The sequence below is a fragment of the Rhodococcus ruber genome (assembly GCF_027270735.1).
In the GTDB taxonomy this organism is placed as follows: Bacteria; Actinomycetota; Actinomycetes; order Mycobacteriales; family Mycobacteriaceae; genus Rhodococcoides; species Rhodococcoides rubrum_A.
This window is the reverse complement of sequence record NZ_JAPWIJ010000004.1, coordinates 20,136-40,468: the sequence shown is the minus strand read 5'-3', so window position 1 is coordinate 40,468 and position 20,333 is coordinate 20,136. Positions and strand designations below refer to the sequence as shown.

At 63.3% G+C, this 20,333-nt stretch carries 16 protein-coding genes; 5 read left to right on the top strand and 11 right to left on the bottom strand.

From position 1 onward, the window contains the following. Positions 1-134: 134 nt before the first annotated feature. Both O4220_RS10150 and O4220_RS10145 read left to right on the top strand, forming a co-directional pair. On the top strand, positions 135-914 hold the full coding sequence (locus O4220_RS10150) for an SDR family NAD(P)-dependent oxidoreductase (RefSeq protein WP_269603740.1): 780 nt from the start codon (positions 135-137) through the stop codon (positions 912-914). A gap of 200 nt (positions 915-1,114) precedes the next feature. Then, positions 1,115-3,469, top strand: coding sequence for a CoA transferase (locus O4220_RS10145; RefSeq protein WP_269603737.1), 2,355 nt, complete (start codon positions 1,115-1,117; stop codon positions 3,467-3,469). A 55-nt stretch (positions 3,470-3,524) separates the two neighbouring features. On the opposite strand, the gene O4220_RS10140 is transcribed toward O4220_RS10145, so the two are convergent. Both O4220_RS10140 and O4220_RS10135 read right to left on the bottom strand, forming a co-directional pair. Then, positions 3,525-4,706 carry an FAD-dependent oxidoreductase gene (locus tag O4220_RS10140; protein ID WP_269603735.1) on the bottom strand — a complete coding sequence of 394 codons (1,182 nt, stop codon included), beginning with the start codon at positions 4,704-4,706 and terminating at the stop codon, positions 3,525-3,527. A gap of 30 nt (positions 4,707-4,736) precedes the next feature. Next, complete coding sequence (locus O4220_RS10135; RefSeq protein ID WP_269603733.1) at positions 4,737-5,783, bottom strand: amidohydrolase family protein; 1,047 nt, start codon at positions 5,781-5,783, stop codon at positions 4,737-4,739. A gap of 203 nt (positions 5,784-5,986) precedes the next feature. Here O4220_RS10135 and O4220_RS10130 point away from each other — a divergent pair, with 203 nt between their 5' ends. After that, positions 5,987-6,814 carry an IclR family transcriptional regulator gene (locus O4220_RS10130; RefSeq protein WP_269603731.1) on the top strand — a complete coding sequence of 276 codons (828 nt, stop codon included), beginning with the start codon at positions 5,987-5,989 and terminating at the stop codon, positions 6,812-6,814. 115 nt (positions 6,815-6,929) lie between these two features. On the opposite strand, the gene O4220_RS10125 is transcribed toward O4220_RS10130, so the two are convergent. The 3 genes from O4220_RS10125 to O4220_RS10115 all read right to left on the bottom strand — a co-directional run bounded on the left by O4220_RS10125 (position 6,930) and on the right by O4220_RS10115 (position 10,340). Next, positions 6,930-7,997, bottom strand: coding sequence for an extradiol ring-cleavage dioxygenase (locus tag O4220_RS10125; protein WP_269603730.1), 1,068 nt, complete (start codon positions 7,995-7,997; stop codon positions 6,930-6,932). Positions 7,998-8,102: 105 nt separating this feature from the next. Next, positions 8,103-9,074: an alpha/beta fold hydrolase gene (locus O4220_RS10120; RefSeq protein ID WP_269603728.1), complete on the bottom strand. Its 972-nt coding sequence runs from the start codon at positions 9,072-9,074 to the stop codon at positions 8,103-8,105. Positions 9,075-9,137: 63 nt separating this feature from the next. Further along, positions 9,138-10,340, bottom strand: a complete 1,203-nt coding sequence (locus O4220_RS10115; RefSeq protein ID WP_269603726.1) for an NAD(P)/FAD-dependent oxidoreductase — start codon at positions 10,338-10,340, stop codon at positions 9,138-9,140. A 240-nt stretch (positions 10,341-10,580) separates the two neighbouring features. Here O4220_RS10115 and O4220_RS10110 point away from each other — a divergent pair, with 240 nt between their 5' ends. Together O4220_RS10110 and O4220_RS10105 are read left to right on the top strand one after the other, a co-directional pair. Continuing rightward, the gene (locus O4220_RS10110; RefSeq protein WP_269603724.1) at positions 10,581-11,312 is read left to right on the top strand and encodes a dienelactone hydrolase family protein; all 732 of its coding nucleotides are present in this window, start codon (positions 10,581-10,583) and stop codon (positions 11,310-11,312) included. A 54-nt stretch (positions 11,313-11,366) separates the two neighbouring features. Further along, complete coding sequence (locus O4220_RS10105; protein WP_269603722.1) at positions 11,367-12,698, top strand: aromatic ring-hydroxylating oxygenase subunit alpha; 1,332 nt, start codon at positions 11,367-11,369, stop codon at positions 12,696-12,698. A gap of 72 nt (positions 12,699-12,770) precedes the next feature. Here the strand turns inward: O4220_RS10105 and O4220_RS10100 are convergent, their stop codons facing one another. The 6 genes from O4220_RS10100 to O4220_RS10075 all read right to left on the bottom strand — a co-directional run bounded on the left by O4220_RS10100 (position 12,771) and on the right by O4220_RS10075 (position 19,887). Beyond that, positions 12,771-14,327 (bottom strand): AMP-binding protein, encoded by a 1,557-nt coding sequence (locus tag O4220_RS10100; RefSeq protein WP_269603720.1) that lies wholly within the window; start codon positions 14,325-14,327, stop codon positions 12,771-12,773. Positions 14,328-14,680: 353 nt separating this feature from the next. Continuing rightward, the gene (locus O4220_RS10095) at positions 14,681-15,526 is read right to left on the bottom strand and encodes an alpha/beta fold hydrolase (RefSeq protein ID WP_135046260.1); all 846 of its coding nucleotides are present in this window, start codon (positions 15,524-15,526) and stop codon (positions 14,681-14,683) included. An 11-nt stretch (positions 15,527-15,537) separates the two neighbouring features. Next, positions 15,538-16,044 carry an aromatic-ring-hydroxylating dioxygenase subunit beta gene (locus O4220_RS10090; RefSeq protein ID WP_135045952.1) on the bottom strand — a complete coding sequence of 169 codons (507 nt, stop codon included), beginning with the start codon at positions 16,042-16,044 and terminating at the stop codon, positions 15,538-15,540. Next, positions 16,041-17,321: an aromatic ring-hydroxylating oxygenase subunit alpha gene (locus O4220_RS10085; protein ID WP_269603717.1), complete on the bottom strand. Its 1,281-nt coding sequence runs from the start codon at positions 17,319-17,321 to the stop codon at positions 16,041-16,043. Before O4220_RS10085 ends, O4220_RS10090 begins: the two co-directional genes overlap by 4 nt. Then, entirely contained in the window at positions 17,318-18,388 is a 1,071-nt protein-coding gene (locus tag O4220_RS10080; protein WP_135045948.1) for an extradiol ring-cleavage dioxygenase, read from the bottom strand. The genes O4220_RS10085 and O4220_RS10080 overlap by 4 nt, the downstream gene beginning before the upstream one ends. Before the next feature lie 299 nt (positions 18,389-18,687). Next, a complete protein-coding gene (locus O4220_RS10075) occupies positions 18,688-19,887 on the bottom strand; it encodes an MFS transporter (protein WP_135045946.1) in 1,200 nt (399 codons plus the stop codon). Between the last annotated feature and the right edge of the window lie 446 nt (positions 19,888-20,333).

Here is a 20,333-nt window from a genome sequence, read left to right as displayed (position 1 = left end):
CATACGATGCTGCGTCGCGCGTCACAGACCGACAATCCGTTGTTCCGCTCCATGGAAGCTGCGCCGCACGCCGCGCCCGGCCGCCGTTAGCGTCCGAGGAGCCGTGAACACGCACTGGCCGAAGGGAGCTACCCATGCAGACAGGACTGGCCGGCAAGATCGCCCTCGTGACGGGGGGCAGCCGCGGTATCGGCCGTGCGAGTGCTCTCGCCCTCGCAGCAGAGGGCACACGCGTATGCGTGGTCGGCCGTGACAGCGACCTGCTCGACGAAGTAGTTGCTCGCTCCGACGGGTCCGCGGTCTCGGTCATCGCCGACCTGTCGACCGAGGAGGGGTGCCGGGTCGCCTACGACGCCTGCATCGCCGGCTACGGCTCCCCCGACATTTTGGTGAACTGCGCAGGCTCAGCCGGGATGGGCCCGGTACTCGACCTTCGCAGGTCCGACATCGACGACGCGCTGCGTCTCAAGCTGCATGGCTACCTCACGATGTCGCAGCTCGTGGCACCGGACATGCGACGCCGCGGGTGGGGGCGCATCGTCAACGTATCCGGCGGTGCCGGTGCCAGTCCGACCTCGACCAACCTGCCCACGAGTCTGGCCAACATCGCCGTGCACAACCTCACGCGAGCCCTGAGCGACGAGTTGGCACCCGACGGTGTCCTCGTCAATGTCGTGGCACCGGGCCTCACTCTCACCGGCCGCGCCACCGACCTCTTCCGGGTCGCGTCAGAAAAATCGGGCCGGAACGTCGAGGCGTTGATCGCCGAAGCCGGCGCCGGAGTGCCCGCCGGTCGTGCGGCGCGGGCCGAGGAGATCGCCGCCGCCGTCTGCTTTCTGAGCTCCGAGCTCTGCAGCTACATCCATGGGTCGGCCATCTACATGGACGGCGGTGGGCGTCGAGCGACGCCGTGACCACCTCGAGTCGAGGTTGTCGCACACCTCGAGGCCGGCCGCGCCGCGGCCCCGGCACACACAACCGCACCGCGGCCACGATGCTGAGCCGGACAGCCTCCGTCGGCTGAGCGGGACGTCAGGTTCCGTCGGCCGGAACGTTGTCTGGGTCGAGCGCGTCGGCGCATGGATCGTGCAGGCACCGACGAAAGGAATCAACCATGCTCGACGATGTGACCGTCCTCGAGGTAGGCGACCGAATCTCGACCGGCTTTGCCGGCAAGATGCTCCGCGACGCGGGAGCGACCGTGGTCCGGGTCGAGGTGAACGCACGGCCCGAACTCGATGTAGCGGGCCGCGACTTCGCAGCGTATCTACACGGCGGCAAACACTCCGTTCGGCTGAATTCGCTGCGAGATATCTCGTCCGACCTTCCGGGCTTGGTGTCACGCGCAGACGCCGTGGTGTGCGACGGTAACGATCCCGCGGTGGTCCGCGCACTGCGAGCACTTCGCGAGCAGCAGCCGGATCTGGTGGTCGTGTCGATTTCCGACTACGGCCTGAACGGCGCATCTCCCTCCGTTCCGGCCAACGAGTTCACCCTGCAAGCCGAGTGCGGTCTCACGGCCGTACACCCGACAGGCGACCGGCCCCCTGTCTACGCAGGAATCGACATCGGCGAGTACACCGCGGGCATCGACGCGGCGGTCGGTGTCGTCGGAGGACTGCTCGCGTCCGAGGCGGGCGCAACGGCTGTCGACGCCGACATCTCACAATTCGAGTCGATGGTCGGTGTCCTGCAGATTCCGTGGCTGTACGGGCAACACGATCACCACGCCGCGTACACGTGGCCGCAGGCAGCGGTACCGGGCATCGAGAAGGCGAAGGACGGCTGGGCATGCATCGTGGCCGTCACCCCGCAACAGTGGATCGACTTCAAAGCTCTCGTCGACATCCCCGAGCTCGAAGATCCGCGTTTTGCGGAACTGGTCGACCGACAGCACTTGACTCGGGAGGTCACGCCCCTCATTCGCAGCTTCACTGCGCAACACACGGTCGCCGAACTCGTCGAGATGGGGGCCCGTGCGCGAGTGCCCATAGTCCCTGTCGCCACCTCCAAGACCGTCCCCGAGCTACCTCCGTACACAACCCGCGGCACGTTCGTGTCCCACCGCGACGGCTTCCTGCAGCCTCGGCCTGCGTTCCGTATCGAGGGCGACGCATGGCAGATCGGCGAGCTGGCGGAGCAGGGACGCGACAACGACACCGACTGGGGATCGCGGCCGGAGCGTGTTGTCCGAAAGGACGCCGATCCGGCCCGTCCCCTGGCGGGGGTTCGTGTGCTCGACTTCGGCAGCTTCCAGGCGGGACCGCTGGCGACCCGCAATTTGTCCTCGTACGGGGCCGACGTCATCAAGGTCGAGTCGGTCACCCGACCCGACCTGATGCGCTTTGCTGGTCCGCTCCCCACCGCTCCCGACCCGTGGGAGCGCGGCGCAAGCTTCACCGCCACCAACTGGGGTAAGCGGTCGGTCACGGCCGACTTGAAAGACGCAGAAGGACACGAAATCGTCGAGCGGCTCGTCGCGTCGAGCGATCTGGTTATCGAGAACTTCTCGCCCCGCGTGATGGAGAAAGTCGGGTTCGACGTCGACGGCATACGTCGCCTGCAGCCCGACGCCATCGTGATGCGGCTACCCGCGTGGGGACTGACCGGTCCGTGGAAAGACCTCCCCGGTTTTACGTACTCGGCCGACGCCACCTCGGGGCTGAGCGACATGACTGGCTACCCGGAAGGCGAGCCCTTACTGACCAGCACCGCCTACGACCCGATCGCAGCCGACATGTCCACGTTCGTGGCACTGGCAGCGCTCCGCCGCAAGTTGTCCACCGGGCGCGGCGCTGCCGTCGAGGTGTCACTGTGCGACGTCGCCCCCCAGACGACAGCCCAGGGAATAATCGCGTCGAGCCGCACCGGCGAGCGCATCGAGCGACGCGGCAACGACGCTCCGGGCATCTCACCCCAGGGCATGTACCGCGCGTCGGACGGAGCCTGGGTGGCCGTGTCGATTGCCACCGACGAGAACTGGCGCGCTCTCGCAGACGTCACCGGTGGGGCACCGTGGGCGACGGTGACAAATCGAGCCGATCTCACCGGCCGCCTGGCCGACCGCGATCTTCTCGACGCCGACCTTCGCGACTTCGTGGGCACCAGACAGTCGAGCGAGCTTGTCGAGCGTCTGCACAGCGTCGGCGTCCCTGCAGCAATCATGCAGTCGGGCACGGAGGTTCTTGCGCACCCTGCGGTGATAGCACGCGGTCGTAACGTCGATGTCGTGCACTTTGTCAACGGTTCCAAGGAGCACCTCGCCTCGCCGGTCAGACTCTCCAGCCAGCTGAACAAGGCACTTGCCATCCCACGACCGTCGCCGATATTCGGAGAGCACAACATCGAGGTCCTTCTCGAACTCGGCTATACGGACGACGTAATCCAGCGGTTGTACAAGGACGGCAAAATCGGTGGTTCGCCGTTCGGCCTGCCCATCGGTGAGCGTCCGCCCGCACACTCCAGATGATTCGGACGGTCGGGGCCAGCAGGCCCCGACCTTCGGTCGCGGGGATGGACAGAGCTCAGAACCAGCGAGGGGGTTCCAACGATTGCGCGAGTGTGAACCAGGCACGCATGCGATCGGGATTTTCGGCGATGCGCCGCATCGGAGCGAACTCCTGTTCGACGGCAGCGTCGTCCTCCAAATTGAAGACGAACTTCTTGCGCTCCGACGACGTCGGTGACGCGTACTCGACATAGTTGTGGCGACGCTCCTCGGCCCACCGGTCGAGCAACGAGTCGTCCGCCTGCCCGGAGACGACGGCTGCGAGAACCTCGCTCAGGGAGAACGCGTCGAAAAGGCCACTCGACATGCCGTGACCGCTCGCGGGATTGGTGATGTGAGCCGCATCGCCGATGATCAGGACGCGATCTCGGCGGAACGTCGCAGCCGCGCGCTGATGGATGCGAAAGGACGACCACGTGAAGCTCGCCTCTGCCATGTCGGCCGACAGTCCTTGTACAAGAATATTTTTCATGCGCGAATCGATGGTGCTCTCCGACATCGACCTGTCCTCGGCGTAGATGTACCTCCACCGAGAGCCGGGATCGACACACGCAGCTATCGCGCCGAACTGCGGGTCGATCACCGCACCGGCACCACGCATGCCCATGACCTCGAGATCGGCATCGATCTCGACCGAAATGAGACGTTCGGGCCAGGTGATGCCCACGAACGACAGGCCGAGAGCACGGCGTACCGCGCTGTGGGCACCATCGGCACCCACGACCCACTTCGCCCGCAGCGTGACCTCGCCCGCAGGTCCGTCGAACGTCACCGACACACCGTCGGCGTCTTGTCCGAGATCTGTCAGCGAAGAATTCAGCAAAATCGCCACTTCGCTGCGCTCGCCGAGGTGCTCGAGCAGAATCCTGGTCACATCGGCCTGACGGACATGCAGGTTGAACGGGAAGGGACAGTCGTCCTTCAACACGCCGAGGTCCAAAGTCACTGTCTCGCCGGTGGAGTGCACGCGGTAGAACGTGTGCGGCTCGCAGTACCCGACGCTCAGCAGATCGTCGAGGATTCCCAGTCGATCCAGTCCGGGCAGCACATTCCACTGGTAGACCAGGTCACCGGGAGTCGTGCCGGCCTGCTGCCTCGCCTCCAGTATCGTCACGCCGATGCCTGCGCGTGCCAGTCCGAGCGCGTGGGTCAGCCCTACCGGCCCTGCACCTACAACGATTACCTCGTGCGCGTTCACTGGTCCATCCTGTCGTGACCGTGTTGGTCGTCAAACCGCCGGGGGCCAAGCGTGCAGACCCAGGAACCCCATCGCGTTTCCGGACAGGATCGGCTCGACTACATCATGATCGAGTATGCGCGCGTGCGCGGCGTCCCGCACGAACGAGCCTGCGGCCGCGAACAGGTCCGGGAAGAACGGGTGATCGGTGCCCACCATGACTTTGTCGGCACCGAACCGGTGCACGAGGAGGCGCAGGTGTTCGGGATCGAGCACCAGGGTGTCCACCCACAGCGATCGCATGCGCTCGTCCATTGCCTCGACCGGACCGGCACCCCACACCTCGTGTGCCTTGCGTAGGCGGGGGTAGACCCAGCCGAACGCGCCGCACCCGTGGGCCAAGCCGATACGCAACCGCGGGAACTTCTCGAGCACGCCACCGAACACCAGTCCCGTCGCGGCGATCGAGGTATCGGTCAGCATGCCCATTCCGAAGTCGTAGAGCTGCCCGGTGCGCCGAACCGCCCCTCCGCCTCCGCCCACCGGGTGAATGAAGACGGCCGCGTCCAACCGCTCTACGGCTTCCCAGAACGGCGTCAACGATGGATCGTCGAGTTCGGTGTCGTTGATCCTGGTACCGATCTCCACGCCGCGCAGACCGAGATCACCCATCACTCGTTCGAGCTCCATGACTGCAATGTCGACGTCCTGAAGCGGAACTGTCCCCAACCCCAGCAGACGACCCGACGAACCCTGTACATCGGCGGCCAGCGCGTCGTTCACAGCGGCCGAGTACTCCTGAGCAGCACCGGGTGACGCGCCGTACGTGAGCATGACCGGTACCGGAGAGACGACCTGAAGTGATACCCCGGCGTCGTCCATCGCCTGCAGTCGATGCTCGATGCTCCACAGCTGTGACGTGACGAGCCGGAACACCCGGTCGCCGATCATGATGCGCCCGGAGCGCTCGTCATCGATGACCAGACTCGGAAGCACCTCGCCGGAGGTGGGAGCGAATCCATCCAGCGACGCCGGAAAATGGTGGGCGTGCGCATCGACGACCGTCGGCTGTGCGGTGGTCGAATCTGGTTGACCCATAGTCGGTTTCCTTCCGGGCACGTTCCGGCGGAGTCGCCGTCGAACGACCGTAAGGAGCCCCGACGCATGAGGACGAGGTGGCGTTCCAGGGAGCAGAACAGGAAGCACCGACCGATACGGGTAGCAGCGGTATCCTGTGTGACGCGCACCATGTCGGATACCGAGCGCGCATACCTTCGAACGCGCAGACAGAGGTGAAATTCGTGACCGATGCCGAGTCGACCGGCTTCGAGAAAGAGACGCCCTCGATTTTGACCAAGGCGTTCGACGTACTCAATTCGTTCAACCAACACGAGCGGGTCATGACTCTGAGCCAACTGGCGCGCGCCTCGGGTCTGCCGAAATCGACAGTTCACCGTTTGCTCGCGCGACTCGTCGAACTCGGGGCCCTCGAGCATCACCGCGCTGGATACAAGCTCGGTCTCGGGCTTTTGCAGTTGGGCGCTACCACCCCGGCGGCAATGTTGCGCGATCAGGCAATCCCGCACCTGGTGGCCCTGCAGCGGTGGAGCAGGCAGACGGTCACGTTCGCGGTGCTGCGTGAATTCGACGTGGTGTACCTCGAAAAACTTGCACCGTCGGACTCGCCGTCGACTCTTGCAAGCATCGGGGGTCGATTACCTGCCAACTGTACTGCGATCGGTAAGGCTCTACTGGCCTACGAGGACCTCGACGACCTTGCAGGTTTCCTACCCCTACGACTACACCAGTTGACACCGCACTCGATCACCAACGCCGACGACTTCGTCGAGCACCTTCGAATCGTTCGCAAGGAGGGCATCGCACGCGAGCACGACGAAGCGCAAATCGGCCTCCACGGTGTCGCGGTGCCGGTGATGGTCAACGGGCTGGCGGTCGGTGCAATCTCGATAACCCACGGGCCCAACTCACCAGCCGGCGGTCAGATCGACGCCGCACTACGCGACACCACTGCCCAGCTGTCAGCCGAGTTGCGGTCGTACCTGGCCGCCGCTCCCGGGCGCGATCGAATAGTCCCCCGCACCCTCTCCGATCCGCCCCCCTGGTCCTGACAACACCCTTGTTACCTGAGTCCCTTGGACCTCCGTCACCTTCACGCCGCAGGGCGGCCACCGCATGCGCGGTGGCCGCCCTGCGTACGTTGGAGCTCAGGCCAGTCCGCCCGACTCAGCGATAGATTGCGAAGGTTTTGTTGGAGTTGAGAACCTCGGTCTCGACGAATTCGCTCCAATCGAGCGTAAGGCCCAACTCTTTCATCGCACCCAGCAGACAGAACCAGTTGAGCATCTCGTGCTGCCCTGCAGCCACGATGTCGGTGACTGTCTTGGACGTCCAATCGTCGAAGTTTCCGGCGACCATGGAGTCGTAGAGCGCGCGATCGGCCTCGGTGTCCGGTCGTAGGTGCCAATCCTTGTCGTTCAGGAAGGCGTGCGACCAGCTGGCCGACGCGACCAGAGCCACCCTTTTTCCGCTGTTGTGCAGGGATTTGCCCACTGCCTGGCCGAACTCGAAGCAACGCTTCGGGGACGGGCCGGGCGGGTCGAGGTCCTCGCCCTTGAGAATCTCCGAGAAGGGCGCGATCCCACCTCGACGCGCGATGACGTGCTCGCCGTAGCAGTTCACTGCCATCGGGATGATCGGGTAAGGAAACCTTTTACCCACATTCTCGAAGTCCAGGAAGATCTGGGTGTTCGCGAACGCATGCGGAAAGTGGTGCATGTCGGGCCGTGGCTCGTACGAGTAGGCGACGTCGACGCCGTTCGTCAACACGTCTTTGGCAATCTTCTTCGCGAAATCCTGATCACCCCGCATCACGAACGACTGGCCGTTCGGCAGATCCCAGGCGTTGGGGACACTCAGCACCTCGAGAACACCGAACGGATCGATCTCGGTGTCGGGATAGGCCAGAATGCAGAACGACGGAATGACTTCCTCGCGGAAGTTTTCGTACTGGTCGTCACCCCACACGATGACGACGTCGGGGTCGAATTCGTCGAGTGCTTCACGGCAGGTGCTGAGACCGGCGAGCAGAGCCTTGCGGTGCCGACCGGCAGCTGCCGTTCCTTGATCGTCCGACCATTCTTCTTGGGCCAGGGCGGACCAGTTCGCGGGGTCTTTACGCTCCGCTGGGATGTCGGGGTCCGTCAAGACCATCTTCATGAGGTTCGCCATGAAGGGATCCTTCGCGGCGAGCATGGGGTAATGAGTGATGCCGAGACCGAGCACTTCTGCCATGGTCGCTCCTTGTGGTTGTTGTGCCGTGAGGTGCCGCGAGCACGGCACCGGTGGCCGGGACGACGGCCAGGATTGCCGTCCCGGCGTGGTTGGCGGTCCGGTCGATCAGGCTTGTGCCACAAGCTCTTTGATCTCGGGACGCCGGTCCGAGACGCCGGCGGCGTCAGCCGTGGCGCGCGAGACCTGTCCATCGCGGAAGAACTCCAAGTACACGGGGTTGAACAAGTCGGGGCGGTCCGTCTGCCCCTGATGTCCGCACTCGTCCGGGTAAAAGAACTGCACGTTCGGTAGTCGCTCTTCCTGCACGAAGCCCCATTCAACAGGGGTCAGCACGTCCTGCCGGCCGTACAGGTAGATCCCTGGAATGGTCATCTTGTCGAACCGGCCCTTGGTCGACATCCGCGCGCGAAGGTTCTCGTCGTCCCACGCTTTGAATCCCGCGAACGCATGTACGTTCGGGAGAAACTCGGGGTAAGCCTCCGCATGGCGCGCGGCCGCTTGGTAGCGCATTTCGACGAGGTCGTCGTTGATGGATTCGGGGCGATGCAGGATCGACGACATCATCTTTCGCATGCCGTCCTTCGTCCCGTCGTAGACCGTCAAATCCAAACGGCCCTTGGGCTTCTCGAGGCCCTCCGTGATATCACCGATGTCGCCGGCGATCAGCACGTAGCTCAGCACTCTCTCGGGGTGAGCCGTCACGTAGGAGACGGTGTTCATGCACCCCATCGAATTGCCGGAGATATGGAACTTGTCCAGCCCGACGGCGGTGACGAACATCTGGATGAAGTCGGTGTGGTCGTGCAGCCCCTTCGGCCGGTACTGCTCGGCAGTATCGGACAGGCCGAACGCCGGCATGTCCGGGCAGTAGACCCGAAATCCGTTCTGCGCCAAGTTGGCCGCGATGTAACGCCAGCCGGCCGAACCCGACGAACCGGGGAGGCCGCCGTGCAGTAGTAGAACTGCGGGGCCGGTCTCACCGGCGAACATGTAGTGCGCTTTGGCACCGTTGCCGAGACGGACCCACTGACTCGACATGCCCGGAACCTCGATGATGCCTTCTTCTGTCAATGCCATTGAACTCTCCTCTTCGAATTCCCGCGTTGCCGTTCGGCGACGCGAATGAGCTGGACCGGTTGGTCAGTTGGCGGGGTCGAGACCGAGGACGATGTCGAGGCCGTCGACCGTCGATCCTGTGGTGATTGCTTTGCGGCACTTCATGAACAGGCGTGGATCGTCGACTACCAGCGCACCGACCACTCGGCCTTCGGGAGACGTGTAAATCGCCGCATACGGTGGGCTGTCGACGGCACCTACAGCACGGGCGAGCTCGCCTTCCGCGGGGCGTCCTGCTATCTGGATCCGCTGCCCGTACTGGTCGGACCACACATAGGGCGGCGGTGGGGATGGTGTCACCGGGGCACCTGTTATGGACGCCGCGACGATCGCACCGTGCTCGTTTGCATTGGTCCAGTGCTCGATACGCACGAGCCCGTCGGCGTGCGGACTCGGCCAACGTGCAACATCGCCTGCGGCATATACGTGCTCGGCACCCTCGGCCCGCAGGCGCGCGTCACAGACGACACCGTTGTCGAGAGGCAGGCCGGACGACTCCAGCCAACCGGTCGCCGGTATGGCACCGATGCCCACCACGACGAGGTCTGCGCGCAGCGTCCGCCCGTCGGTGAGAGTGACGCCTTCTACCTGACCATCACCGACCAGGGCCGCGACCCCGACGCCGGTGTGCACCGTCACTCCGTTCAGGACGTGGAGACGGCTCAGCTCGGCCCCCACCACGTCGCCGAGAACATGCGCCATCGGGATCTGCTGCGGCTCGACCATATCGACACGCACACCATGCGACCGCGCCGCCGCGGCGAACTCGGCACCGATGAAGCCCGCGCCGATCACCACGACGTGCGTGGACGTCATCAGCTGCGATCTCACAGTGTGCGCGTCGTCTGCTGTCCGAAGAGTGTGAACCCCCCGCAAATTCTCGCTTCCCGGCAGCGTCCTGGGTGTCACTCCTGTTGCTATGACCAAGTCGTGGAATGGGTACTCCAGTCCGTCCGATGCGATAACGAACCGGTTGACGAGATCCAGGCTCTCCGCCCGGACTCCGAGCCGCAGGTCGACATCGAGCTCGACGAGTTGCTCGTCGCTCAGCAGCGGCACCGGAGCACCGGTCCCGGTGCCCAGCATGTCCTTGGAGATCGGCGGCTTGTCGTACGGGGAGTGACGCTCCTCGCCGAGCATGGTGATGGACTCGGTGTAGCCCATGTCGCGAAGCGCTTGGGCGGTACGGACGCCGGCCACGGATGCACCGACAATCAAAGTTCCCATGGACACGATGTTCGAGCCGAACACGCTGGGCCTCAACGTCGCGTGCCGATGGGTGGAACCGTCGCCGTCATGCTCGGGGCTCAGGTGACGAGTGCGTGTAGACAGCCCCGCCGCCTGCTACGTCCACGTGCGTTCCAGTGCGCGGGACAGGTCATTCCGGGGCCTGCCACGGAGCAGGACTATTCGAACTCCCGGTTATCCGCGCCTCGGTCCGGCTCGACGACATCAGGAGTTCTGTTCATGGCATCTGCCGTTAGCATCAGACCGCGCGAGGACACTGTCGACTCGCAGCTCGGGTCTGTGGCCATCTCCCAGATCGACCTGGGCGGCATCCCCCGCAGCGCAGTGTTGCTGCTACTCGGCCCCGGAGGCGACTTCGAGTCCGATTCCACTCAGCACCTCAACGACCTCGCGACCCACGGTTACGAAGGCGTAGCAGCCGACCTACGCGGAATCGACGGCACCGAAGACCAACTCGAGAGCGTTGTGGAATCACTACTGGCCCACGTCGCTCGGCGCGGTTGGGAAAGCGAGCAGACAGCGCTCCTCGGATACGGTCTCGGTGGCCGCGTGGCGTTGTCGGCGAGCGCACGCTTCGGGCTCGGTGCGGCCATCAGTGTTTCGCCGACCGCGATTGCCGCAGGTGACGGTCATCTGTCCGCCGCCGTTGCCCGCCTCGCGCCGCTGGTCCGAACCCCGTGGCTCGGCTTGTTCGGCGAGGAAGACCTGACGGCTCCTGCGACAGCCTGCGACGAGCTCGAGACGGTCCTGCGGGAAGACTCCCCCGTCTTCACCCAACTGGTTCGGTACCCGAGTGTCGGTGACGACTTCCATCGGCCGTCCAGTGAGTCGATCGAGATCGCCGCGTCCTACGACTACTGGCAGCGCACGATCGAGTGGCTCAATCTTCGGGTGCAGCCGCGGCTGACCCCCCTCGCGCTCGCCTGGAACGCGCGGCGCTCTCTCTCATGACCTTCGGCAGCCAAGCCCCACACCGACACCGACCCATCAACAGGAAGATGTGACATGTCCGAATACGTACTCGACGACCGCGAAATGCCGCAGTTCAAGGTGAACCGCGAGACCATGATCGACACTGCCGTTCTGATGCAGGAGCAGAAGAATGTGTTCGACAAGAGCTGGCTCTATGTCGGTCACGAGTCCGAGCTGGCGAAACCTCACAGCTTCAAGACGCGGAAGCTGGCCGGACGGCCCATTATTTTCGCTCGCGACGGCAAGGGCGAAATCCGCGTGTGGCTCAACTCGTGCCCGCACCGCGGGGCCATGATCTGCCGCGAGCCCGAAGGCAACGCTCGGTTCATGACGTGCTTCTACCACGGTTGGACGTTCAACATCGCCGGCGAGCAGGTCTCGATGCCGGGTGACCAATCCTACGGGGAGAACTTCGAGCGCCCGGGTCTGGCCAAGCCTCCGCGTCTGTCGTCTTATCGAGGCTTCGTGTTCGCGAGCTTCGATCCCGACATCGTCGATCTGGAGACGTACCTGGCCGGAGCCAGGGAGTACATCGACCTCATCGCCGACCAGTCCGAATTGGGCATGCAGGTCATCGAGGGAACACACGAATACTCGGTCAAGGCCAACTGGAAGTTGCTGGTAGAGAACAGTATCGACGGCTACCACGCATTATCGACCCACCAGCGATACTTCGAGATGGTGTCGGCTTCCAGGGACGGCTTGGACTTGTCGTTGGTCGGCAAGGAGCGCGGTATCGCGCTCGGAAACGGGCATGCCGTTGTCGCGTCGCCTCCCGGTTCGGAAGAGCTCCTGGGGCGTCCGCTGTCACCGGAGGGCCACGCCGAACGCGCGGCGCGATACGCGGCTATCGCCGAGAAGCACGGCGACGACTGGGCGACTCGTTTGCGCGGCCAACGCAATCTGGTGATCTTCCCCAATTTGATCATCATCGACCTCGTCATGGGGGTCGTCATACGCAAGATCGACCCGATCACCCCCGACTACATGGAGGTGAGCGCGTGGCACATCGTGCCTCCGGAGGAGGGCCCGGACCTGCTCGCACAGCGACTCGACAACTTCCTGACCTTCTGGGGCCCCGGCGGCTTGGCGTCGCCCGATGATGTCGAGGCCCTCGAGAGTGCTCAGCGCGGGTTCGCGACGTACAAGGAGCTGGGCTGGTCCGATATTTCACGCGGTATGTCCTCTTCGGTCGTCTCCGGCCAGGACGAGTTGCAAATGCGCACGTGGTGGCGGAGGTGGAACGAACTCGTGACGGGCGAGGTGCTGCCCCCCGAGGAGAAGGATCCTCTCGGCCTCCCGTTCAACGGCAAGCGTCTCGAGCTGTCCCCTGCCGACGACGCGGCAACCGCCGACGTCGGCTGATCTCGGAAAGCACCACCGATCAAGCCCGGCCCTCAGTTGGGGGCCGGGCTTGATCGATGGTGCGGACAATGCCTATACGCGGTGCGACGCGATCCAGTCCTGTTCGCGTACGACGCGCTTGAGCAACTTGCCGGAGGCGTTCCGCGGTAGGGCGTTGACCAGCTCCACGGAGGTAGGACACTTGTAACCGGCCAAGTGCAGCCGGGCGAACGCCATTACCCCCTCGACGGTGCATGCACCATCCGTGGTCGGCACCACTATGGCCTTGACGGTCTCGCCCCATCGGTCGGACGGCACACCGATCACGGCCACGTCGGCCACGCCGGGGCATGCCACCAGGACCTTTTCGACCTCCACGGGATACACATTTTCGCCTCCGCTGATGACCATGTCCTTGATGCGGTCGCGGAGGTAGAGGTAGCCGTCCAGTACGTAGCCTCCGTCGCCCGTGCGCAGGAATCCGTCGCCGGTGAACATCTCGGCAGTGCGTTCGGGTGCCTGGAAGTAGCCGCTCATCACCGTTGGGGCCATGACGCAAATTTCACCGGTTTCGCCCGGGCCTACGTCGGCGCCGCTCATAGGGTCGATGATCTTGATGACCACTCCCGGGAGAGCACGTCCGACCGACCGCAGTCGTTCGGGGTGCCCGGTATCGAGGTGATCCTCGATCTGCAACACCGAGATGCCGGTGACTTCCGTCAGTCCGTAGAGCTGCACCAGACCACACTCGAATTCCTCGAGGCACCGCGCGAGCAGCGTCGGTGTGATGGGTGACCCGCAGTAGGAGATCACCTGGAGGCTGCTGAGGTCGCGAGCCATCGCGGTAGGCCGCGACAGCATTTCGTTCAGGAGTGTCGGTACCAGCATCATGCACGTGACGGCGTAGCGCTCTACCGCGGTCGCGAGGGCGTCGGCGGACGTGTCAGCGGACATCACGAGGTGTGCGCCCGCACGCAAAGCAATCATTGCAGCGCCGGCACCCCCCGCGTGAAAGATTGGGATGACCACGAGCATGGTCGAGTCGTTCGTGACCTTCATCGCACCAGCGCTCAGTTCGACACCCTTCAATGCAGCGTGGCTGAACAGCGCCCCTTTGGGTAGACCAGTCGTGCCGGAGGTGTACATCTGCAAGGCGATGTCGTCGGGTGTCGGCCCCGGGTGATGTGGTGCGATCGGCTCGTGCTCCGCCAGCCAGTGCTCGTACTCATCGCCGCCGCCGCCGAAATACACGGTGGGGATCGGCGAGGCCGACCACGCGCCGGCCCACCGCTCGGCGAACTCGTGATCGACGAAGGCCAGCGCAGAAGTCGAATGCTCGACTATCTGTGCCATCTCCGGTGCCGCGAGCCTCCAGTTGACTGCCGTGAGCACCGTGCCGGCCAATGACGAGGCAATTGCAAGTTCGATGAAGACCGTGCTGTTACGGCCCAGGTAGATGATCCGCGCACCGCGCCCGTGCGACGCCAGACCAGCGGCAAGGCACCGGCAGCGCTCCATCACGGAGGCCCAACTTCGGCTCGTCTCTCCGGAGGTGAGGCACGGCGCGTTCGGGGTGAGCGAGGCCCAGTATGTGCACCGGTCCGCCAGAGTGAGGTCCGGCACGGTGGTCGGCTGCTCGACAGTATTCATGCGGGTCCCATCTTGCGTTCGAGTATCTGCAGCGCATCTGCAACCGACAAACGGACGGCCCCGTACACGGCGGCCTTCCTCGTGGTCGTATCAGTAGTCACACCCACCCGCTTCCTGCCCTTCCGCTCGATCAGGACGATCAAGCGGAGACCACTTCGTCGACGGGGGCTGCGGCACCCTGTCGATGCCCGGCACGAAGACCCCACTCTTGGAAACACCGGACTTCCCGGCTCCGGCCGCCGTGCTGACGGCCCGTCCGCGATGCCCCCCGACGATTACGTGGTCACAAACGTCGACGAACTCGAAACCGTTCGGCTACTGACGACAGGAACCCGAGTCGAGCATCAGCGGTTTCACGTGGCCAGGAAAGACGACACCAGTGCGTTGAACTCCGCAGCATGTTCGATCTGGGTCCAGTGGCCGCATCGCCCGAACATGTGCAAACGGGCGTCGGGAATCAAGTCGAACAGACGGGCCGACGTCGATCTCGGAATGACTTTGTCCTCGCGTCCGTGCACGATCAAGGTCGGGCAAGTGATGGAACGGATCGCGTCGTCATCGGTGACCATCGCGTCGACCCAGCGCTGACGCGGAGCAGGAAACATCGCCGCGTAGGACTCGTGAAAACCAGGTTGGATGCTGCCTTGGTAGCGTGCTTCAGCGAGGTCGTCGTCGATCAACGCACGGTTGTGAGCAAAGTAATCGAGCACGCGGCGCATCGCGTCCACGGAAGGTTCGTAACCCCACACTGCGTCGAGGCCCTCGGTGATCTCGAACGGGACACCCACACTTCCCATCAACACCAAACGGTCGATTCGGTCGTGATTCTCGGCGGCCAGGCGAAGGGCCAGTGCGCCACCGAAGCTGTTGCCTACCAATGAATATCGATCGAGACCGAGAGCATCGACGAAGTCCTGGACCTGACCGATCCAGGCGTCCATGACATACCGGTAGTCCCTGGGCCGTTCGCTGTAACCGAAGCCGACGAGATCGGGAGCCAGGACTCGGCGGTCGACAGCGAGCGTGGGTATCGTCAATCGCCAGTTGGCGTAGCCGGATACTCCGGGACCGGACCCGTGAAGAAGAACGACAGGCACACCGCTGCCTCTCCCTTCATCGAGATAATTGGTGTCGATTCCGCCCGCAACGACGCGTTTGCCGATCGCCGGGTTCGCGGCGTCGAAATGGGTGCCCGTCATATCTGAACGAGTCACAGGATCACTCCCACATCACCGGTCGAGCGCAGCGTGGTCATATCGAGTTCGACCCTCTTGGATCGGATCAGAAGTCTGCCGTCGATGATCACCAGCAGGTAGCGGTAGCGTCCGAAGTAGCACATATCCCGACCGGCACGGCTTCGATACACAGCGAACGATGCTTTCACCGACAGCTCGTCTCGGTCCGGAGAGTCGAGTCGGACGTTGGACACGAGGTGCCGCAGGTTCGAATGTGGGTACTCGCGATGTGCCTTACGGCTGTTCAGCCGATCCACCCGCGCACCCATGCGCATCCTGTTGTCGTCTATGAGCATCAGCGACGAGGACGCATCGGCGTCACGGTCGTCGGTCGGAGGTACGACGTACCGGGCATCGTCGGTGTACATCGTGAGCCACTGATCGAGCTTCCAGTCATCGAGTAGCTCCGCCTCCTCGAAGAGCAAGTCTTCGACATCTTGACGCGTGACTTCGGAAATCGCGGAGAGCTGGGACATGTTCATCGCCGCCCGTCCATCTGATCGCGCCAGCGACGCCAGAACGCGCGCATCTGTTCCTCGTCGGTTGCTTTGGGATTGCGGTCCATCCCGCGCGAGATGTCGTTCCACTCGACTCCCCCGCTCGCGAACCCTTGCTGACATGATTCCAGCGCTTCGATGTCGTCGGGAGTCGCGAATCCGCCGGGCCCGAGGAAGGTCAGGAAGCTGTCCAGCCTGCGTTGCCGAACTTCGGGAAGTTCATCCGAGGGTGCCATCTGCCATGCCGTGACGTCGACGTTCGTCGGGGAGGTCGGCATGAATGTTCGCACGGTCAGAGCCATGATGTCGTTGATGATCAAATTAGGGTAGATCAACAGGTTTCGGTTGTAGTCACACATCAGCGTCGCGCGCTCTTCACCGAACTTCTTCGCCAGATCAGCGCGCGCGCTTGCCATTTCCGGCTTCGCATCCTCCCCGAAAAGCGCCTCCCACTTGGCTATTGGTCGCCCCCACGGGCCGCGGTACTCGATTACCGCGTGCCCATTGCCGAGACTTCGCCCCTCTCCGTGCACCCCTTCACCCAAATCCGTGCCGAGGTCGGCAAGATACTTGAAGTAGGTGTCGTGCGTGGGAACGGCATGGTATCCATCGATACTGTTTTCTACCAACAGTTTCCAGTTGGCCTGCATGTTGTACTCGTGGGTTCCGCGGAGGATCTGAGCATCGCGTTGGGCGTCGATGATGTTGTCGAGATACGGGCGCGCATCAGCCAGGTATGTCGTCAAGTCGACGATGTCGGGGTCGTAGCTCGCGAAGACGAAGCCCCGGTAGCTCTCCGATCGGGCCGGCCGCGCCAGGCCGAGTTGGCCCATGTCGAGAGTGCCTGCATAGGCTTCGCGGTCCGGGACCCCGACCAGACTACCTTCACTGTTGAAAGTCCAAGCGTGGTAGAAGCACTGGAATGTCTTACTGTTGCCGTTGTCTTGTCGGCACACCACCGCACCACGATGAGTGCAGGTGTTGTGGAAGACGTTGACCTCGCCGGTCTTGGAACCACGAACCATGAAGAGTGGACGTCCACCGACGGAGCGACGTACATAGTCACCGCGATTGGGGACCTCGGACTCGTGTCCGACGTACAGCCACGAGTGGTCGAAGACTTTCCTACGCTCTTCGTCGAAAATCTCGGAGGACGTCATTGCGTCGCGATTTACCCGGAATCGCCCCTGGGCCGAATCCTCTCTTACCAGCGTTGATCCGGAGAGAACGGCGGCGGCCACTGGATCGTCGATTGTTGTCATTCCTGCTCCTCGTAGACGGCAAAGCACTTGTTGGAGTTGAAGACGTCGGAAGGGACCAAGGTGGACCAGGTCAAAGTCAGTCCCAGCTCGGCGACGGCACCGAGCAGGCAGAACCAATTGAGCATCTCGTGCTGTCCGGCGTCGACGATCTCCCGGGTCGTCACGCTCTGCCAGGCTTCGAAGTCGCCGACAACCAATGCGTCGTAGAGCTTCTGATCGGCGGCCGTGTCGGGCCTTATGTGCCAACCCCTGTCGTGCAGAAATGCATGAGACCAACTCGACGACGCCACCATCGCGATTCGCTTGTCCGTGTCGCGATACGCGCGGGCAACAGCGCGGCCCAGATCGAAGCACCGTTTGGGAGACGGACCTGCCGGGTCCAATTGCTCGACAGCAATGTCGGCAAATCTGGTGAAACCGCCACGGCGCGCTATTGCGTGCTCGCCGTAGCAATTGACAGTCATCGGCACTATCGGATACGGAAACCCTCGGCCGACGTTGTCGTAATCCAGAAATAGCTGTGTGTTCATGATGGAATGCGGAAATTTCTCGCCTTCGCGTTTGCGGTAGGAGTACGCCATGTCGAATCCGTCGACGAGCAATGCGTCGACCAGTGAGCGAGAGGCGGCTGCGTCTCCATGCAGAACGAAAGTCGAGTCCTTCGGCAAGCCCCAGTAGTTCGGATTGCCCTGTTCGTTCACCATCGTGAAGGGATGGACATCGAGATCGTCGTAGGCGAGCACGCAGAACGGCGGCACGACCTCCTCGCGGAAATTCTCGTATTGATCGTCGCCCCATACGACCACCAGGTCGGGTTGGAAGGCATCGAGCGCCTCCCGGCATTTTGCGAGGTTGACTCGCAACGCATCTCGATGTCGAGCGGCGGCAGCGGCCCCATCGTCGTCGGACCAGTCCGCGACCATCGATGCCGGCCAGTTCGCCGTGTCCTTCGCTTCGTCGGGGATGTCGGGGTCCTGCAGCGTCCACCGAAGCACGCCCGCCATGTGCTCGTCGTCGCCGATGATCATGGGGTAATGGGTCATCCCAAGACCGAGGAAAGCACTCATATCGGGAACCTTTCACTTTACGTATTTCGACGACGCACAGTCGAGACTGCTGCGAAATTAATTGCACAGCAACATGTTCGATATACACCGTTCCGGTGGTCGGAATCAGTGACCTCTACAGTGGTTACCACCTGGCAGTTGGAACGTCTTCACTCGCGATCGCTCTTCATCCGGATATCTCGCTGACCGACTGCTGCCGATTCGAACAGCTTTCACCGATGACTCCGGTCCATTGCAATCACCGGATGGATCCGAGGTCTCATGACAGGTAGCCGGCACGCGGTCCTACCAGATTTCGATCAGCTCACCGGGCGCGGTATTCCTGGGGACGCCGTCAGGCCGTTGTTCTTCGTCCGGCTACCCGAGGTGATTGCGACACAGAGAACCAGTAGGGCGGATGCGGTAAGTGCGGCACCGGCCCAGATAGGTGAGGTGTAGCCGAAGCCGGCGGTGAGGGTAAGGCCGCCGATCCAGGCACCGAGGGCATTGCCGAGGTTGAATGCGCCGATGTTGGCGGCCGAGGCCATCGTCGGTGCCTCATCACCGAACGTCATGACACGCATCTGCAGGGCAGGAACACTGCCGAAGGCGGCGGCTCCCATCGCCAGCAGCGCGACGATGGTGGCAGGCCGGCTGTGCGCAGTGAGCGCAAACCCCACCAAGCTCACGGCCAGAGCGGCGATGAACACGATCAGCGCCCGGTCGACCGACCGGTCCGCGGCCTTGCCTCCGACGACGTTTCCGATGAAGCCCCCGACACCGAAAAGCACCAGGAGCCACGGCACGGTCGAGGAGGCGAATCCCGAAACCTCTGTCAGCGTGAAGGCAATGTAAGTGAACGCACCGAACACGCCACCGAATCCCAGGATGGTCACTGCGATCGACAACCACACCTGCAGGCGAGTGAATGCCCTCATCTCGCGCCGCAGGCTCGGGGCCGACTCGGCCTGCATATCATCTCTGGGTGCCAGGACAGCGATGCCGGCCGTGGCAATCACCCCGATGAGCGTGATCGCCCAGAACGTCGCTCGCCAACCGAACTGCTGCCCCAGTAGCGTTCCGAACGGCACCCCAAGAACGTTGGCTGCAGTGAGCCCAGTGAACATGAGGGCAATGGCACCGGCTTTGCGATGGGCAGGAACCATGTTGGCGGCGAACACGGACCCGATACCGAAGAACGCTCCATGACACAGTGCCGCCAGAACTCGACCGCCCATCAGTACCGCATAGCTCGGGGCCAGCGCCGACAGTAGGTTGCCTGCGATGAACAGACCCATCAACCCGATGAGAACGGCTTTGCGTGGAAGCCGCGTCACCGCCGCCGTCACGACGAGTGCGCCCACGACGACAGCGAGGGCGTAGCCGGAGATCAGCCATCCTGCGACGGCTTCTGTCACGGCGAACTCCGTGGCAATGTTCGGCAGGAGCCCCATGATGACGAATTCGGTCAAGCCGATGCCGAACGACGCGATCGCCAGCGCGATCAAACCCTTGGGCACGGGGCCCCTCTCAGTAGTGTCGCGAGCGCCTGTAGCGCGCAGGCAACTGATTCAACGGTTCGGTCATTGCTCGAATTCGATCTTCCGGACGAGCGATCGAGGTGACAATCCGCTGTTCCATTCGCTGGAAGTGAACCTGAGGCGGTTGCGAATCAGTCGTGGCACCCCGACGTTCCAGCCATCGGAACCGACAGCCGACGATCCTTCGTGCTGGTACCTAGGATCGCGTCGACCACCCCAGTCACCACTCGAAAGATCAGTCACCTCAGGCCGTCGGGCGAATCGAGCAGTACACCGAGCTACACGCCGGCTCCTCGGAGGAGCACTGGCCCTGTTTTCGAGAAGTAGCCCGGGACAACAGATATCGATTGCCCCACCCCTGATGGTCGACCTATCCATCTTCGGGGTCGAGGTCAGCCGCGAGCATTTCCTACCAATTGGAGGCC

Excerpts from the sequence above, each read along its gene's own strand:
- O4220_RS10085 (WP_269603717.1), bottom strand. The coding sequence starts at position 17,321 with ATGACAACAATCGACGATCCAGTGGCCGCCGCCGTTCTCTCCGGATCA.
- O4220_RS10135 (WP_269603733.1), bottom strand. The coding sequence starts at position 5,783 with ATGGGTCAACCAGATTCGACCACCGCACAGCCGACGGTCGTCGATGCG.
- O4220_RS10095 (WP_135046260.1), bottom strand. The coding sequence starts at position 15,526 with ATGACGGGCACCCATTTCGACGCCGCGAACCCGGCGATCGGCAAACGC.
- O4220_RS10125 (WP_269603730.1), bottom strand. The coding sequence starts at position 7,997 with ATGGCAGAAGTGCTCGGTCTCGGCATCACTCATTACCCCATGCTCGCC.
- O4220_RS10105 (WP_269603722.1), top strand. The coding sequence starts at position 11,367 with ATGTCCGAATACGTACTCGACGACCGCGAAATGCCGCAGTTCAAGGTG.
- O4220_RS10080 (WP_135045948.1), bottom strand. The coding sequence starts at position 18,388 with ATGAGTGCTTTCCTCGGTCTTGGGATGACCCATTACCCCATGATCATC.
- O4220_RS10145 (WP_269603737.1), top strand. The coding sequence starts at position 1,115 with ATGCTCGACGATGTGACCGTCCTCGAGGTAGGCGACCGAATCTCGACC.
- O4220_RS10090 (WP_135045952.1), bottom strand. The coding sequence starts at position 16,044 with ATGAACATGTCCCAGCTCTCCGCGATTTCCGAAGTCACGCGTCAAGAT.
- O4220_RS10110 (WP_269603724.1), top strand. The coding sequence starts at position 10,581 with ATGGCATCTGCCGTTAGCATCAGACCGCGCGAGGACACTGTCGACTCG.
- O4220_RS10100 (WP_269603720.1), bottom strand. The coding sequence starts at position 14,327 with ATGAATACTGTCGAGCAGCCGACCACCGTGCCGGACCTCACTCTGGCG.
- O4220_RS10150 (WP_269603740.1), top strand. The coding sequence starts at position 135 with ATGCAGACAGGACTGGCCGGCAAGATCGCCCTCGTGACGGGGGGCAGC.
- O4220_RS10115 (WP_269603726.1), bottom strand. The coding sequence starts at position 10,340 with ATGGGAACTTTGATTGTCGGTGCATCCGTGGCCGGCGTCCGTACCGCC.
- O4220_RS10120 (WP_269603728.1), bottom strand. The coding sequence starts at position 9,074 with ATGGCATTGACAGAAGAAGGCATCATCGAGGTTCCGGGCATGTCGAGT.